1 pseudogene is annotated in these 648 nt (G+C 38.6%); it reads left to right on the forward strand.

Going from position 1 to position 648, the window contains the following annotated elements:
* Window positions 1-440: pseudogene (locus tag Aru01_RS18425) on the forward strand (MFS transporter); the annotation flags it as partial.
* Window positions 441-648 lie beyond the last annotated feature (208 nt).

Here is a 648-nt window from a genome sequence, read left to right on the forward strand (position 1 = left end):
GCGGTGTTGTTACAATTTTATTGGGCTGCGGTGGTGGTGGTTGGCTCATTCAATACTTTGGTACGCGTAAAATTTTTATCTTTGGTTTGGCTATGACGATCTTTTCAGCAGGCTTATGGATTATGTTATCAGCTATAGAACAGATCACTTTTAGCAGTGCATTATTGGCTACTGTCTTGGGATGTTTTGGTTCAGGGGCTGCATCAGTGGCACTGATGACTCAGGCGATGCGTTTTGCTCAACAAGGCCTGCAAACAGGAACAGATATGACTGCGATACAAAGTGCGAGAGACTTAGGTGAAATGACTATGTCATCCTCACTCATTGCAATTGCAGCTGTATTTGGTTATAGCCTGAGCTTTGCATTTGGTGTTGCCGCTGCCTTCGCTGTGATTATTTTATTGGTATTTGCCAAGTCTAGAAGTGCTCAGCCTGAGTAAGTGCATAACATGAAGTGTGATACATGCAAAGTGAATGCCTTAGTTTGCATGTATTCACCTTGATTGAAAACTCTATCCAATCATCAATCTAAAATAAAAATCAGTCTTTAAGCTGGTTTTAAATCAGAATTAAAGCAATGAACAAATATCAATTAAAAAATCTTGAACCAAATGGGAAATGAATTGATAATAATTATCATTTATTAGG

It is taken from the genome of Acinetobacter rudis (assembly GCF_000829675.1).
Lineage (GTDB): Bacteria > Pseudomonadota > Gammaproteobacteria > Pseudomonadales > Moraxellaceae > Acinetobacter > Acinetobacter rudis.